This window comes from Methylobacillus arboreus (assembly GCF_020532725.1).
Classification (GTDB): Bacteria; Pseudomonadota; Gammaproteobacteria; order Burkholderiales; family Methylophilaceae; genus Methylobacillus; species Methylobacillus arboreus.
In genome coordinates this window covers 1-13662 of record NZ_JAJAVC010000007.1, presented here as the reverse complement: position 1 = coordinate 13662, position 13662 = coordinate 1, and the positions used below count along the sequence as shown (strand labels likewise).

Here is a 13662-nt window from a genome sequence, read left to right as displayed (position 1 = left end):
ATGGTAATGATGATTTCCCATTTGTGAACCTTGCCATTAAAAGTCAGGCAATAGCTCCATTATCGGATTTGAATAAGTATTCTTGATGGCAACAAAAAAGCCGGTTCAAGAACCGGCTTTTTGCTTAATGGCTTGCTGCGGCTGATTTACTCAGCTGATACAACTTCACTATCTGTAGCCAGTTCAGGACGGTCTACCAGTTCAACCAATGCCATCGGTGCATTGTCGCCTACACGGAAACCGCACTTCAGGATACGCAGGTAACCGCCATTGCGAGTCTGGTAACGTGGGCCAAGTTCGTTGAAAAGCTTGCCAACGATAGCACGGTCACGCAGGCGATTGAACGCTAAGCGACGGTTAGCCAGTGTTGCCTGCTTGCCCAAAGTAATCAAAGGCTCAGCCACGCGGCGCAATTCTTTAGCCTTGGGCAAAGTTGTCTTGATAACTTCATGGCGCAGCAGAGAGTTGGCCATGTTACGCAACATAGCCTGACGATGGCTGCTGGTGCGGTTTAATTTACGATTGCTGTTGCGATGACGCATAGTGATTTCCTCACACCTTTTCCAGGCCCGCTGGTGGCCAGTTTTCCAGTTTCATGCCTAATGTCAGGCCCTTAGAGGCCAGTACATCCTTAATCTCATTCAAAGATTTACGGCCCAGATTTGGTGCTTTCAACAGCTCATTTTCAGTACGCTGAATCAGGTCACCAATGTAATAAATATTTTCTGCCTTGAGACAGTTTGCCGAACGCACGGTCAACTCAAGATCATCTACCGGACGCAGCAGGATAGGATCAACTTGTGGCGCATGCTTTACCTCAACTTCGGAAGGCGCACCTTCAAGATCTGCGAACACAGACAATTGACCGATCAGGATACGAGCCGCGTCACGGATAGCCTGCTCAGGCTCAACCACGCCGTTGGTTTCCACATCCATGATCAGCTTGTCCAAGTCAGTACGCTGTTCAACACGCGCACTTTCAACCTGGTAACTCACCTTGCTGATTGGGCTGAAAGAAGCATCAACCTGGATGAAACCCAAGATGCGATCCTCGTCTTCAGTTTTCTGACGCTGCGGTACTGGCTGGTAGCCACGTCCCATTTCGACCTTGACTTCCAGGTTGAGCTTGCCGCCCTTGGTCAAGTGAGCAATCACATGATCAGGATTAGCGATTTCTGCGTCATGACCGGTCTCGAAATCACCAGCGGTCACAACACCCTCAACGCTCTTGTTCAGGGTCAGAGTAGCTTCACTTCTGCTATTCAGCTTCAGTGCAACACCCTTGAGGTTCAGCAGGATATCTACCACGTCTTCCTGCACACCATCCAGCGTAGAGTACTCATGCACCACGCCATCGATCTTGACTTCAGTAATCGCAAAGCCAGGAATGGATGACAGCAACACACGACGCAAGGCATTTCCCAGCGTGTAGCCAAAACCGCGTTCCATTGGCTCGAGTGTCACGCGTGCACGCACGGGCGAAATTACCTCAACATCAACAACGCGTGGCTTCAAATATTCAGTCGGACTGTTTTGCATAGCTATCCTTACGGTCCTCGATTTCTTTAAACAAATCAACCACGACAACCAGGTTATCGTGGTTGAAACCTTGTATCCAGCTTAGATACGACGCTTCTTGGGTGGACGGCAACCGTTGTGTGGCACAGGGGTTACGTCGGAAATACTGGTGATCTTAAAACCAACGGCATTCAATGCACGTACGGCAGATTCACGACCAGGGCCTGGGCCCTTGATGCGTACTTCAAGATTCTTGACACCACACTCTTGCGCAGCCTTGCCAGCAGCTTCAGCAGCAACCTGGGCAGCAAAAGGTGTACTCTTACGAGAACCCTTGAAACCTGCGCCGCCTGAAGTCGCCCACGAAAGCGCGTTGCCTTGACGGTCGGTAATCGTAATGATGGTGTTATTGAAAGAAGCATGCACGTGAGCAATGCCCTCGGCAATATTCTTTTTGACTTTCTTGCGTACGCGTACGTTAGCTTTAGCCATTATTTGCTATTCCTTACTTGGATGCCTTGATAGGCTTGATTGGACCCTTGCGAGTGCGCGCATTGGTCTTGGTACGTTGACCTCGAACTGGCAAACCACGGCGATGGCGAATGCCACGATAGCAACCAAGATCCATCAAGCGCTTGATGTTCATTGTCACTTCGCGACGCAGATCACCTTCCACCTGCAACTTGGCGACTTCATCACGCAGCTTTTCCACTTCAGCATCATTCAGATCCTTGATCTTCGCTGTAGCGGATACACCTGCAGCCAGACAAATATGTTTTGCCGTAGTACGACCCACACCGTAAATCGAAGTCAATGCGATTTCGGTATGTTTATGATTTGGGATGTTTACCCCTGCTATACGAGCCATGTAGCTACTCCAAAATAATGGCGCATCGTTTAATCAAATCGCCAAAAAAGCCCAAAATTTTAACAGCTTGACTGGTTTTTAACAAATAGATTAAAAACCAGTCCCATTAAACCACGTTACCGAATTAACCCTGGCGTTGCTTATGACGTGGATCGGTGCAAATAATACGCACGACACCACGACGGCGAACCACCTTGCAATTACGGCACAATGTCTTTACTGATGCACGAACTCTCATCTCTCACCTCTTCGCTAAAATCTTACTTGGCGCGGAAAATAATCCGCGCACGCGATAAATCATAAGGAGTCATTTCCACGGTGACCTTGTCACCGGGCAGGATACGAATATAGTGCATACGCATCTTGCCTGAAATATAGCCCAGTACTACATGGCCATTTTCCAGTTTGACCCTGAATGTTGCATTCGGCAGGTTCTCCAGAACCTCGCCCTGCATTTCAATACGATCTTCTTTTGCCATACTGCTGCCAATTAACGCGGGAGACCCGCCCCACCCTTAAAGTTAGCCTTTTTCAGCAGACCTTCATACTGGTGTGACATCAGGTGAGATTGCACTTGCGCCATGAAATCCATAGTCACAACCACGATAATCAACAGTGAAGTACCGCCAAAATAGAACGGAACATTGAACTTCAGAATCAAAAATTCTGGAAGCAGACATACTGCAGTGATATATAACGCTCCTGCCAGGGTCAAGCGACCCATGATGCGATCAATATATCGCGCTGTCTGCTCTCCAGGACGAATCCCAGGAACAAATGCACCACTCTTCTTCAAGTTATCCGCTGTTTCTTTTGGGTTGAATACCAACGCCGTGTAAAAGAAACAGAAGAAGATAATTGCCGTAGCAAAGAAAATAATATACAGCGGCTGGCCTGGGGACAGGGTTGAACCAATATCCTTCAGCCATGACATACTTTCGTGGCTACCGAACCAACCCGCCATCGTTGCCGGGAACAAGATAATGCTCGAGGCAAAGATCGGCGGAATCACCCCAGCCATATTCAGCTTCAATGGCAAGTGGCTGGTTTGTCCACCAAATACCTTGCGGCCCACCTGACGCTTGGCATAATTCACGGTGATCTTGCGCTGGCCGCGTTCAACAAACACGACAAACGCAGTGACCAAGATAGCCGCAACAAACAGGAACAATACCAATGGAATTGAGAATGCACCTGTACGCGCCAACTCCAGAGTCCCACCAATCGCATGCGGCAACCCTGCAACAATACCGGCAAAGATGATGATTGAAATCCCATTGCCAATACCGCGCTCGGTAATTTGCTCACCCAACCACATCAGGAACATGGTACCGCCAACCAGGGTAATCACCGTGGTAAAGCGGAACATCAATCCTGGGTCAAGCACCAGACCTGCCTGCCCTTCAAGCGCAATCGCAATGCCCAGTGCCTGGAAAGTCGCCAGGAACACAGTGCCGTAGCGCGTGTACTTGGTAATTGTGCGACGACCGCTTTCACCTTCCTTCTTCAGCTGCTCCATGCGTGGCGAAACCACGGTCAAGAGCTGCATGATAATGGAAGCCGAAATATACGGCATGATACCCAAGGCGAAAATGGTAAACCGCTCAAGGGCACCGCCCGAGAACATGTTAAACATGCCAAGAATACCGCCACTCTGCGACTCAAACAGACGGGCAAGCACATCCGGGTCGATACCCGGCACCGGAATGTGCGCGCCAAGACGGAAAACGATCAGAGCTCCCAGTACGAAAAGTAAGCGGTTTTTCAACTCGCTCATTTTACCTACTGCGCCAAAAATACTATCGCTAGCCACGAATCGATTACTCTACAATCTTGCCGCCAGCTGCTTTTACCGCAGCACGAGCACCCTTGCTCAGGATCAGGCCTTGTACAGTCACTGCACGACCTACATCACCTGACAGGTATACCTTGACAGTGCGAGCACTACCGGAAATCACGTTAGCTTGCTTAAGTGCCAACAAGTCGATCACTTCAGCTTCTACGCGAACCAGATCACTAGTACGCACATTCGCTGTATCAGCCTTGGTCAAGGAATTAAAGCCACGCTTTGGCAAGCGACGTTGCAAAGGCATTTGACCGCCTTCGAAACCTACCTTATGGAAACCGCCTGTACGGGACTTTTGACCCTTGTGACCACGGCCGGCAGTCTTGCCCAGGCCAGAACCAATACCTCGGCCAACACGGCGTTTGGCATGCTTCGCGCCCTCAGCAGGCTTGATAGTGTTCAGTTTCATTATTCTTCTACCTTTAACAGATAGCTCACCGCATTGATCATGCCACGATTCGCTGGAGTGTCTTGCACTTCAACGGTCTGGTTCAGGCGACGCAAGCCAAGACCTGCGACACTTGCACGGTGAGACTGGATTCTACCGATGGTGCTCTTGACCAAGGTAACCTTGATCAATTCAGTTGCTTTTTTTGCCTTAGCCATTATTAACCTCTGATTTCTTCTACGCTCTTGCCGCGCTTGGCAGCAACTTCAGCAGGAGTATTCATGGATTGGAGGCCATTGAGTGTTGCACGTACCACGTTGTATGGATTGGTAGAGCCGATACATTTGGCCAGCACATTCGTCACACCCATTACTTCGAAGATGGCGCGCATTGCACCGCCGGCAATAATACCGGTACCTTCGGAAGCTGGCTGGATGAACACCTTGGCAGCACCATGGACACCAGTCACTGCGTGATAAAGCGTGCCATTGTTCAGGCTTACCTTGATCATGCCGCGACGTGCTTCGTCCATTGCTTTCTGCACGGCAACCGGCACTTCACGCGCCTTGCCCTTGCCCATACCAACACCACCATCACCGTCACCTACTACGGACAGTGCGGCAAAACTCATGATCCGGCCACCCTTCACCACTTTGGTGACACGGTTGACACCGATCATCTTTTCGCGCAAACCATCAGTTTGCTGCTGTTCAATTTCAACTTTTGCCATCATCAACCTCAGTCTTTAGAAGGACAAGCCGTTTTCACGGGCGGCATCAGCCAGCGCCTTGATACGACCATGGTACTTGTAGCCGGAACGGTCAAACGCAACAGTAGTAACTCCTGCAGCCTTGGCCTTTTCAGCAATACGCTTACCGATCACCGCAGCGGCAGCAATATTGCCGCCATTCTGGATATCCTTGCGCACTTCAGCTTCAAGCGTAGACGCGCTGGCAAGCACCTTGTCGCCAGTTGCATCAATAATCTGAGCATAGATGTGGCTATTGCTACGATGCACACTCAGGCGTGTAACTCTCAACTCGGCGATCTTGGCACGAGTTTTACGTGCACGACGCAGACGTGAATTAACATTATTCATGGCTAAACCTTACTTCTTCTTGGTTTCTTTGATAATTACCACTTCATCGGCATAGCGCACGCCCTTACCCTTGTAAGGTTCTGGAGCACGATATGCGCGAATCTGCGCGGCAACCTGACCAACCACTTGCTTGTCGGCACCGGTCAACACGATCTCGGTAGGAGATGGTGTCTGCACGGTCACGCCTTCAGGCATCTTGTGGTTTACTGGATGGGAGAACCCCAGGTCCAGGTTCAGGTTAGTACCCTGCGCCTGCGCCTTGTAACCCACACCCACCAGAGTGAGCTTGCGAGTAAAACCCTGAGAAACACCAGCCACCATATTGGATACCAGTGCACGCAACGTACCAGACATGGCACGCGCATGTTGTGTTTCACGAGCAACGGCAAATGTAATATTGTCGCCATCACGCTCAAGCGCAACATCACCACTCAATGGCAGCGACAGTTTTCCAAGCGGACCACTCACTGCAATATTGTTAGCGCTCAGAACGACTTCAACCTTGGCAGGGATAGCGACTGGATTTTTAGCTACACGAGACATCGTTTTCTCCTTAAGCCACTACGCACAGCACTTCGCCACCGATACCGGCGTCACGTGCTTTACGATCAGTCATTACACCCTTGGACGTGGAAACAATCGTCACGCCCAAACCATTCAATACCACTGGAATATCTTGATTGCCGCGATAAATGCGCAGACCAGGGCGGCTTACGCGCTCGATCTTCTCAATTACCGGACGTCCAGCATAGTACTTCAGGCTGATATTCAGCTGCGGCTTGCCATCTACATCCTGCACAGCAAAATCATCAATATAGCCTTCGTCCTTCAGCACATTAGCAATTGCGCGCTTCACCTTGGACGATGGCATGGAAACAGATACCTTATTAGTGCTTTGCGCATTACGGATGCGTGTCAGCATATCGGCAATCGGATCACTCATACTCATACTAAATTCCTCCGTTACCAGCTAGCCTTGGTGACGCCTGGCACTTCGCCACGCATCATCAACTCGCGCAGCTTACCGCGCGCAATGCCAAATTTACTAAACACACCACGTGGGCGACCAGTCAGCGCACAACGATTACGCAGGCGAACCGGACTGGAATTACGTGGCAGACTTTGCAGCTTGCTGCGAGCAGCGCGACGGTCTTCAATCGATGCATTCACATCATTTGCAACCGCAGTCAGCTCAGCACGCTTGGCTGCATATTTCTTTACTGTATCGCGACGCTTTTGTTCGCGTTCAATCAAGCAGGTTTTTGCCATGATTAGTTCCTAAAAGGGAAGCTGAATGCGGAGAGGAGCGCACGCGCCTCTTCATCAGTCTTTGCAGTGGTAGTGATGGTGATATTCATCCCGCGCAACGCATCGATCTTGTCGTATTCAATTTCCGGGAAAATAATCTGTTCACGCACACCCAGATTGTAATTACCACGACCATCAAACGATTTAGGTGAAATACCGCGGAAGTCACGGATCCGGGGAATTGCAACCGTGATCAGACGATCCAGGAACTCATACATATGTTCGCGACGCAGCGTTACCTTGCAACCAACAGGATAGCCATCACGGATCTTGAAACCGGCAATAGACTTCTTGGCCTTGGTTACAACAACCTTCTGGCCTGCAATCTTCTCCAGGTCAGCCACGGCATTTTCCATGACCTTCTTGTCGGCAACAGCTTCGCCAACACCCATATTGACGGTAATCTTCTCGATGCGAGGCACTTCCATCACAGACTTGTAGCCAAACTGCTCGACCAGCTGCTTAACCACGGTGTCCTTATAAAAATCTTTTAAACGAGCCATGATCTACCCTTATGCGTCCACAACTTCACCACTGGACTTGAATACGCGAACCTTGCGACCATCATCCAATGTCTTGAAGCTAACGCGATCACCCTTCTGGGTGGCACGATTGAATAAAGCAACATTAGAGATGTCGACAGGCATCTCCTTACTGATGATGCCACCAGCCACACCGCGCATTGGGTTGGGCTTGGCATGCTTCTTCACAATGTTGATACCCTCGACCAGAACCTGGCCAGACTCCAGTACGCGCAGCACTGTGCCGCGCTTACCCTTGTCTTTACCTGTATTCAGGATGACTTCATCACCCTTGCGAATCTTACTCATCCAGCAACTCCTTACAGAACTTCGGGTGCCAGAGAAACGATCTTCATGAAACGCTCGCCACGCAGCTCACGTGTCACCGGCCCGAAAATACGGGTACCAATCGGTTCCAGCTTGTTGTTTAACAATACTGCAGCGTTGCTATCAAACTTGACCAGGGAACCGTCAGGACGGCGCACACCCTTGGCTGTGCGAACAACAACCGCGCTATAGACCTCGCCTTTTTTGACGCGACCACGTGGCGCAGCATCCTTGACGCTGACTTTGATGATGTCACCAATACCAGCATAACGACGCTTAGAACCACCCAACACCTTGATGCACATAACAGAACGCGCACCAGTGTTATCGGCAACATCCAGCCGAGACTGCATTTGAATCATGAGAATAATCTCCAACTTAATCCGTTAAACCAACACCAGCCGCTTGTCAAAAACGGCTGACAGCACTACGGTCAGTATTGGGGCGCCAGCTTGTTGGGCGCCAAAAGGTCAAACATTATATATTGCCCTCCCAGGCGATTGCAAGTGGAAGGGCAATATTAATTACACAATACGTGCTTTTTCTACAATCTTGCTTACGCGCCAGGCTTTGGTCTTGGAAAGCGGGCGGCTTTCCTCGATCACGACCAGGTCGCCTTCTTTGCACTCATTGTTTTCGTCGTGAGCGTGGAACTTGTTGGAACGACGTACCACCTTGCCGATCAAAGGGTGTTTCACCTTACGCTCGACCAGCACGGTTACCGTCTTGTCCATTTTGTCGCTCACTACACGGCCACTCAAAGTGCGAACCAGTTTTTCTGTTTGATTTTCGCTCATAATGACTCCGCTTAAGCTTGACTTGAATTAGCCACTTTGGCTTTTTCAGCAAGCACAGAGCGAACGCGAGCAATATCACGGCGCACTTTGCCTACCTGGTCAACTTTGTTTAATTGTTGAGTGGCAAGTTGCATGCGCAGAGAGAATTGCGCACGACGCAACTCGATCAACTCATTATTCAACTCTTCAACAGTCTTGTTTCTCAATTCGGACGCTTTCATGACTAGCTCCCAATATGACGTGTAATGAAGGTAGTCTCGATTGGCAGCTTGGCAGCAGCCAGACGGAACGCTTCACGTGCCAGCTCTTCGCTAACACCGTCCATTTCATACAACATCTTTCCAGGCTGGATCTGGGCAATGTAGTACTCGGTACTACCCTTACCATTACCCATACGCACTTCAGCTGGCTTCTTAGAAATCGGCTGATCTGGGAAGACGCGGATCCATACTCGACCACCACGCTTGATATGACGGGTCATCACACGACGGGCCGCTTCAATCTGGCGTGCGGTCAAACGACCACGACCAATTGCTTTCAGACCGAACTCGCCAAAGCTTACCTTGTTGCCGGTAGTTGCGATGCCCTTGTTACGGCCCTTCTGCATCTTGCGGAATTTTTGTCTAGCTGGTTGCAGCATTTTTTGCCCCCGACTTTCTTACTCTCTTTTCTGGCTCAGCAGGCTGGGCAGCTTGTTCAAGCTTGTTGCCGAACACTTCGCCCTTGAATACCCACACCTTGATACCGATGATACCGTAGGTGGTTTTCGCTTCAGCCACACCATAATCAATATCAGCACGCAGGGTATGCAAAGGCACACGGCCTTCACGGTACCATTCAGTACGTGCAATCTCGATACCATTCAAGCGACCGGAACTCATGATCTTGATGCCTTGAGCACCCAGACGCATGGCGTTTTGCATCGCACGCTTCATGGCACGACGGAACATTACGCGCTTTTCAAGCTGTTGTGCAATGCTTTCGGCAATCAGTGTCGCATCGATTTCAGGCTTGCGCACTTCTTCAATGTTCAAATGAACAGGTACACCCATCAAACCTTGAAGATTAGAGCGCAATGACTCGATGTCTTCGCCCTTCTTGCCGATGACGATACCGGGACGTGCACTGTAGATGGTAATTTTGGCGTTCTTGGCAGGACGCTCAATCACGATCTTGCTCACAGCAGCATGAGAAAGTTTCTTTTTCAGGAACTCACGCACCTTGACGTCGCTGTTCAGCATCGCAGGGAAATTACTGCTATTGGCATACCAACGAGAAGACCAGTTTTTCTGGACGCTCAGACGGAAACCAAACGGATGAATTTTCTGACCCATAACGATTCCTTTAGTTACCGACTGTCACAGTGATGTGACAAGTTGGTTTGATAATCCGTCCAGCGCGACCCTTGGCACGAGCGCGAATACGCTTCAATACCAGACCCTTGTCGACATAGATTGAGGTCACCCTCAACTCATCGATATCTGCGCCTTCATTGTGCTCTGCATTGGCAATCGCGGACTCAACTACCTTCTTGATGATTTCAGCACCCTTTTTAGGCGTGAAATTCAGGATATTGAGTGCATTGTCAACTTTCTTGCCACGGACCAAGTCAGCAACCAAGCGAGCCTTTTGCGGGGACAGATGAACACCTCTTAATACTGCGGATACTTCCATCGTCATTCTCCTACCTCTTGGCCTTCTTGTCGGCAGCATGACCCTTGAACGTACGGGTCAGCGCAAATTCGCCGAGCTTGTGACCTACCATGTTTTCAGAAATCAACACCGGCACATGCTGTCTGCCGTTGTGAACCGCGATGGTCAAACCAATGAAATCAGGCAGAATGGTAGAACGACGGGACCAAGTCTTGATCGGCCTTCTATCGCGAGCAGCTGCAGCCACTTCTACCTTCTTAGCCAGATGGCCATCAACAAATGGCCCTTTCTTAATTGAACGTGCCATATTGATTACCTCTTATTCGCAGGACGACGGCTGACGCGCATGTTATCAGTACGCTTGTTGCTACGCGTACGGTAACCCTTGGTAGGCGTACCCCATGGACTGACAGGATTCATACCAGCAGCTGTCTTACCTTCACCACCACCGTGCGGGTGATCGACAGGGTTCATGACCACACCGCGAACGGTAGGACGAACACCACGCCAGCGCATTGCACCAGCCTTACCGATAGAACGCAGGGAATGTTCCTCATTACCTACTTCGCCGATAGTTGCCTTGCAGTCAACGTGCACGCGGCGAACTTCACCGGAGCGTAAACGCAACTGAGCATAACTGCCTTCACGTGCCAACAACTGCACAGAAGTACCAGCGGAACGCGCAATCTGCGCACCCTTGCCAGGTTGCAATTCGATGCAATGGATCGTACTACCGACAGGAATGTTGCGCAGTGGCAATGCATTACCTGCACGGATAGGCGCATCGGAACCGCTCACCAATTGCGCACCAGCGGAAACACCGCGTGGCGCAATAATATAGCGTCGCTCGCCATCTGCATAAACCAGCAATGCCAAGTGCGCACTGCGGTTTGGATCGTATTCCAGACGCTCAACCTTGGCGGCAATGCCATCCTTGTTGCGGCGGAAGTCAACGATACGGTAGTGCTGCTTGTGACCGCCACCCTGGTGACGTGTCGTGATACGGCCGTTGTTATTACGGCCAGCGTTTTTACTTTGCTTCTCCAGCAGCGGCGCATAGGGCTTACCCTTGTGCAGATCAGGCGTTACCACCTTAACTACGGCGCGCCGGCCTGGGGAAGTAGGCTTGACTTTAATCAGTGCCATGATTTCTCCTATTCGCCCGCTGCGAAATTAATTTCTTGACCTGGCTTCAGGCTCACATAAGCCTTCTTCCAGTCCTTGCGGCGGCCAAAATTACGGCCTGCGCGCTTCACCTTGCCGCCAACATTGACAACAGTCACCGCATCCACTTCCACCTTGAACACCAACTCAACTGCAGCCTTGATTTCAGGCTTGGTTGCATCAGTGCGCACACGGAAAGCGATTTGCTGGTTCTTGTCAGCAATGCGAGTTGCCTTTTCTGTAATTTGCGGCGCAAGAATCACTTGCAGCAAACGCTCTTGGGTACTCAATGCGCTCATGCCAGGATCTCCTCAAGTTTCTTAACCGCACCCTTGGTTGCCAGCACGTTGGGGAAACGCACCAAACTAACAGGATCAACATACTGCGCTTCGATCACGAGCACATTTGGCAGGTTACGGGCAGACAGGTAAAGATTTTCATCAAAGCTGTCAACCAACACCAGCAAACCATCGGTGTAACCGAAGTTCTTGATCTTTTCCACCAACTGCTTGGTTTTAGGACTATCCACTGCAAATTCTTCAACCGCACTCAAGCGCTCTTGGCGCACCAACTCGGAGAGAATAGCGCGAACACCGGCGCGATAAACCTTACGGTTGATCTTGTGGCTGAAATTTTCGTCAGGGCTATTTGGGAAGGCACGACCGCCTCCACGCCAGATCGGGCTGGAGCTCATACCGGAACGGGCACGGCCAGTTCCCTTCTGATTCCATGGCTTGTGGGTGGTATGGCTAACATTGCCACGACCCAATTGGGCACGAGTGGCTGTACGCGCATTCGCCTGGTAGGCCACCACAACCTGGTGTACCAGCGCCTCATTGAATTCGCGACCAAAAGTCGCCTCAGAAACAGCCAAACCAGCCTTTGCTGGCTTGCCATTCTTGTCGATTAATTTGATTTCCATTATGCCTTCACCTTCACACTAGGGCGCACGACAACATCGCCGCCTTTAGAGCCAGGAATCGCACCCTTGATCAACAACAGGTTGCGCTCAGCATCTACACGCACAATTTCAAGATTCTGCACGGTAGTCTTCGCCGCACCCAGGTGACCAGGCATGCGCTTACCAGGGAAAACACGGCCAGGATCTTGCGCCATGCCGATAGAACCGGGCACATTGTGGGACCTGGAGTTACCATGGGAAGCACGATTGGAACTAAAGTTATGTCGCTTGATGGCACCTGCAAAACCTTTACCCAGCGAAGTACCGGTAACATCTACCAGCTGACCCGCCTGGAAAAGCTCAACAGTAATCTGGCCACCAACATTGTAGTTAGCCAGAATATCATCAGTAACAGGGAATTCCTTGATACCAGCGCCGGCAGATACGCCAGCTTTGGCATAGTGACCTGTCAGTGCCTTGCCAACACGGCTGGCACGACGCTCGCCGTAAGCAATTTGAAGGCCTGTATAGCCATCGCTTGCGACAGTCTTGATCTGTGTCACACGGTTAGGAACGACTTCCAGCACTGTTACCGGAATGCTTTCGCCTTCTTCGGTAAAAATGCGGGTCATGCCCACCTTGCGACCAATAAGCCCTAAGCTCATGATCGATTCCTTATAATAATTAAAAAGGCCGATTACAATTGACCGACCCGGTACGCGAAAGGGTCGGATTATATCCGACCCACTTCAAAAAAACAAGTTACAGCTTGATTTCTACATCAACACCAGCTGGCAGGTCCAGCTTCATCAATGCATCCACTGTCTTGTCAGTAGGATCAACAATATCCATCAGGCGTTGATGGGTACGAATCTCGAACTGATCACGAGAAGTCTTGTTAACGTGTGGTGAACGCAGAATATCAAAACGCTCGATACGCGTTGGCAAAGGCACAGGACCCTTGACTACTGCACCGGTACGCTTAGCCGTTTCAACAATCTCAAGCGCAGATTGATCAATCAGACGGTAATCAAATGCCTTGAGGCGGATACGGATTTTTTGAGCTGCCATATAACTTTCCTTAAAGAGCGATACTTCCAAAGAGCGAAAAGGCCGCAAGCATTAAAGCCTGCGGCCTGACGGGATCAACTATTCAATAATCTTAGCGACGACGCCGGCACCCACGGTACGGCCACCTTCGCGAATCGCGAAGCGCAGGCCTTCTTCCATGGCGATCGGGGCAATCAGGGCAACGGTGATGGAGACGTTGTC

General features: G+C 50.6%; 29 protein-coding genes. All 29 read right to left on the bottom strand.

Going from position 1 to position 13662, the window contains the following annotated elements; all coding sequences use genetic code 11:
- Positions 1 to 146: 146 nt before the first annotated feature.
- Positions 147 to 542 (bottom strand): 50S ribosomal protein L17, encoded by a 396-nt coding sequence (gene rplQ / locus LG198_RS10065; RefSeq protein WP_230343060.1) that lies wholly within the window; start codon positions 540 to 542, stop codon positions 147 to 149.
- Positions 543 to 552: 10 nt separating this feature from the next.
- Positions 553 to 1539: a DNA-directed RNA polymerase subunit alpha gene (locus LG198_RS10060; protein ID WP_230343059.1), complete on the bottom strand. Its 987-nt coding sequence runs from the start codon at positions 1537 to 1539 to the stop codon at positions 553 to 555.
- A gap of 81 nt (positions 1540 to 1620) precedes the next feature.
- Positions 1621 to 2010, bottom strand: coding sequence for a 30S ribosomal protein S11 (gene rpsK / locus LG198_RS10055; protein WP_011478671.1), 390 nt, complete (start codon positions 2008 to 2010; stop codon positions 1621 to 1623).
- Between the two features lie 13 nt (positions 2011 to 2023).
- The gene (gene rpsM, locus LG198_RS10050; RefSeq protein ID WP_230343058.1) at positions 2024 to 2386 is read right to left on the bottom strand and encodes a 30S ribosomal protein S13; all 363 of its coding nucleotides are present in this window, start codon (positions 2384 to 2386) and stop codon (positions 2024 to 2026) included.
- Between the two features lie 124 nt (positions 2387 to 2510).
- Complete coding sequence (gene rpmJ / locus LG198_RS10045; protein WP_081620790.1) at positions 2511 to 2624, bottom strand: 50S ribosomal protein L36; 114 nt, start codon at positions 2622 to 2624, stop codon at positions 2511 to 2513.
- A 22-nt stretch (positions 2625 to 2646) separates the two neighbouring features.
- Entirely contained in the window at positions 2647 to 2865 is a 219-nt protein-coding gene (infA, locus tag LG198_RS10040) for a translation initiation factor IF-1 (RefSeq protein ID WP_011478668.1), read from the bottom strand.
- Between the two features lie 11 nt (positions 2866 to 2876).
- Entirely contained in the window at positions 2877 to 4163 is a 1287-nt protein-coding gene (gene secY / locus LG198_RS10035) for a preprotein translocase subunit SecY (protein WP_230343057.1), read from the bottom strand.
- Positions 4164 to 4206: 43 nt separating this feature from the next.
- Entirely contained in the window at positions 4207 to 4641 is a 435-nt protein-coding gene (rplO, locus tag LG198_RS10030; RefSeq protein ID WP_230343056.1) for a 50S ribosomal protein L15, read from the bottom strand.
- The gene (gene rpmD, locus LG198_RS10025) at positions 4641 to 4838 is read right to left on the bottom strand and encodes a 50S ribosomal protein L30 (RefSeq protein WP_230343055.1); all 198 of its coding nucleotides are present in this window, start codon (positions 4836 to 4838) and stop codon (positions 4641 to 4643) included. The genes rplO and rpmD overlap by 1 nt, the downstream gene beginning before the upstream one ends.
- A gap of 2 nt (positions 4839 to 4840) precedes the next feature.
- A complete protein-coding gene (rpsE, locus tag LG198_RS10020) occupies positions 4841 to 5350 on the bottom strand; it encodes a 30S ribosomal protein S5 (RefSeq protein WP_089375849.1) in 510 nt (169 codons plus the stop codon).
- 15 nt (positions 5351 to 5365) lie between these two features.
- On the bottom strand, positions 5366 to 5719 hold the full coding sequence (gene rplR, locus LG198_RS10015) for a 50S ribosomal protein L18 (RefSeq protein WP_230343054.1): 354 nt from the start codon (positions 5717 to 5719) through the stop codon (positions 5366 to 5368).
- 9 nt (positions 5720 to 5728) lie between these two features.
- The gene (gene rplF, locus LG198_RS10010) at positions 5729 to 6262 is read right to left on the bottom strand and encodes a 50S ribosomal protein L6 (RefSeq protein WP_230343053.1); all 534 of its coding nucleotides are present in this window, start codon (positions 6260 to 6262) and stop codon (positions 5729 to 5731) included.
- Between the two features lie 10 nt (positions 6263 to 6272).
- On the bottom strand, positions 6273 to 6668 hold the full coding sequence (gene rpsH / locus LG198_RS10005; RefSeq protein ID WP_230343052.1) for a 30S ribosomal protein S8: 396 nt from the start codon (positions 6666 to 6668) through the stop codon (positions 6273 to 6275).
- Positions 6669 to 6682: 14 nt separating this feature from the next.
- Positions 6683 to 6988: a 30S ribosomal protein S14 gene (rpsN, locus tag LG198_RS10000; RefSeq protein WP_230343051.1), complete on the bottom strand. Its 306-nt coding sequence runs from the start codon at positions 6986 to 6988 to the stop codon at positions 6683 to 6685.
- A 2-nt stretch (positions 6989 to 6990) separates the two neighbouring features.
- Positions 6991 to 7530 carry a 50S ribosomal protein L5 gene (rplE, locus tag LG198_RS09995; protein WP_230343050.1) on the bottom strand — a complete coding sequence of 180 codons (540 nt, stop codon included), beginning with the start codon at positions 7528 to 7530 and terminating at the stop codon, positions 6991 to 6993.
- 9 nt (positions 7531 to 7539) lie between these two features.
- Positions 7540 to 7857 (bottom strand): 50S ribosomal protein L24, encoded by a 318-nt coding sequence (gene rplX / locus LG198_RS09990; RefSeq protein ID WP_230343049.1) that lies wholly within the window; start codon positions 7855 to 7857, stop codon positions 7540 to 7542.
- 11 nt (positions 7858 to 7868) lie between these two features.
- Positions 7869 to 8237 (bottom strand): 50S ribosomal protein L14, encoded by a 369-nt coding sequence (gene rplN / locus LG198_RS09985; RefSeq protein ID WP_011478657.1) that lies wholly within the window; start codon positions 8235 to 8237, stop codon positions 7869 to 7871.
- A 162-nt stretch (positions 8238 to 8399) separates the two neighbouring features.
- On the bottom strand, positions 8400 to 8672 hold the full coding sequence (gene rpsQ, locus LG198_RS09980; protein ID WP_230343048.1) for a 30S ribosomal protein S17: 273 nt from the start codon (positions 8670 to 8672) through the stop codon (positions 8400 to 8402).
- 11 nt (positions 8673 to 8683) lie between these two features.
- Positions 8684 to 8893, bottom strand: a complete 210-nt coding sequence (gene rpmC, locus LG198_RS09975) for a 50S ribosomal protein L29 (protein WP_230343047.1) — start codon at positions 8891 to 8893, stop codon at positions 8684 to 8686.
- A gap of 2 nt (positions 8894 to 8895) precedes the next feature.
- A complete protein-coding gene (gene rplP, locus LG198_RS09970) occupies positions 8896 to 9312 on the bottom strand; it encodes a 50S ribosomal protein L16 (RefSeq protein ID WP_011478654.1) in 417 nt (138 codons plus the stop codon).
- Positions 9296 to 10006, bottom strand: coding sequence for a 30S ribosomal protein S3 (rpsC, locus tag LG198_RS09965; protein ID WP_230343046.1), 711 nt, complete (start codon positions 10004 to 10006; stop codon positions 9296 to 9298). The genes rplP and rpsC overlap by 17 nt, the downstream gene beginning before the upstream one ends.
- Before the next feature lie 10 nt (positions 10007 to 10016).
- The gene (gene rplV, locus LG198_RS09960; RefSeq protein WP_230343045.1) at positions 10017 to 10346 is read right to left on the bottom strand and encodes a 50S ribosomal protein L22; all 330 of its coding nucleotides are present in this window, start codon (positions 10344 to 10346) and stop codon (positions 10017 to 10019) included.
- 10 nt (positions 10347 to 10356) lie between these two features.
- The gene (rpsS, locus tag LG198_RS09955) at positions 10357 to 10632 is read right to left on the bottom strand and encodes a 30S ribosomal protein S19 (RefSeq protein ID WP_230343044.1); all 276 of its coding nucleotides are present in this window, start codon (positions 10630 to 10632) and stop codon (positions 10357 to 10359) included.
- Positions 10633 to 10637: 5 nt separating this feature from the next.
- The gene (rplB, locus tag LG198_RS09950) at positions 10638 to 11471 is read right to left on the bottom strand and encodes a 50S ribosomal protein L2 (protein ID WP_230343043.1); all 834 of its coding nucleotides are present in this window, start codon (positions 11469 to 11471) and stop codon (positions 10638 to 10640) included.
- Between the two features lie 8 nt (positions 11472 to 11479).
- Positions 11480 to 11788, bottom strand: a complete 309-nt coding sequence (rplW, locus tag LG198_RS09945; protein ID WP_230343042.1) for a 50S ribosomal protein L23 — start codon at positions 11786 to 11788, stop codon at positions 11480 to 11482.
- Entirely contained in the window at positions 11785 to 12411 is a 627-nt protein-coding gene (rplD, locus tag LG198_RS09940) for a 50S ribosomal protein L4 (protein WP_230343041.1), read from the bottom strand. The genes rplW and rplD overlap by 4 nt, the downstream gene beginning before the upstream one ends.
- Positions 12411 to 13055 carry a 50S ribosomal protein L3 gene (rplC, locus tag LG198_RS09935; protein WP_230343040.1) on the bottom strand — a complete coding sequence of 215 codons (645 nt, stop codon included), beginning with the start codon at positions 13053 to 13055 and terminating at the stop codon, positions 12411 to 12413. The genes rplD and rplC overlap by 1 nt, the downstream gene beginning before the upstream one ends.
- Positions 13056 to 13152: 97 nt before the next feature.
- Entirely contained in the window at positions 13153 to 13461 is a 309-nt protein-coding gene (gene rpsJ, locus LG198_RS09930) for a 30S ribosomal protein S10 (protein ID WP_011478646.1), read from the bottom strand.
- Positions 13462 to 13539: 78 nt separating this feature from the next.
- Positions 13540 to 13662 (bottom strand): EF-Tu C-terminal domain-related protein (locus LG198_RS09925; RefSeq protein WP_456085633.1); only part of this gene is annotated, 123 nt, incomplete at its 5' end.